Origin of the sequence: Flavobacterium cupreum (assembly GCF_003996965.1) — a bacterium.
Lineage (GTDB): Bacteria > Bacteroidota > Bacteroidia > Flavobacteriales > Flavobacteriaceae > Flavobacterium > Flavobacterium cupreum.
In genome coordinates, this window is the sequence record NZ_QWDM01000108.1 from 1 (window position 1) to 385 (window position 385).

Here is a 385-nt window from a genome sequence, read left to right on the forward strand (position 1 = left end):
GTACATGCCGGCCACGTGGTGCGAGGCGTTGAGCGCGTGGCACACCAGCACCGCGTTGGAACGCTCGGCGTTGAGGGTGCCGTAGGTCTCGTAGACGAGCGTGTAGTCGGCCAGCTGCGCGCCGCTTTGCAGCTTGAGCGGCGCGGCGAAGTGCATCGATTGGGGTGAGACGATTCCGATGGAGGACATGGGGTTGTGCGTCATTGCGCTTCTGCTTCTGTATAGGATGTGGTGTGAGGGGGCGGCCCGCAGGGGCCGCCGGCCGGGCCGCCCGTGGTGCGCATGCCGGCTAGCCGATCCGCAGCTGCTCGACCGCCTCGGCGATCGCGCCCGGTTCGCAGGTGCGCATGATCTTGCGCGTCTGCGCCATGATCGCGCCGCGGTC

The 385-nt window shown here is 68.3% G+C and carries 1 pseudogene; it reads right to left on the minus strand.

From position 1 onward, the window contains the following. Nucleotides 1-204 (minus strand): annotated as a pseudogene (locus D0817_RS26820) (hypothetical protein); the annotation flags it as partial. Nucleotides 205-385: the final 181 nt, after the last annotated feature.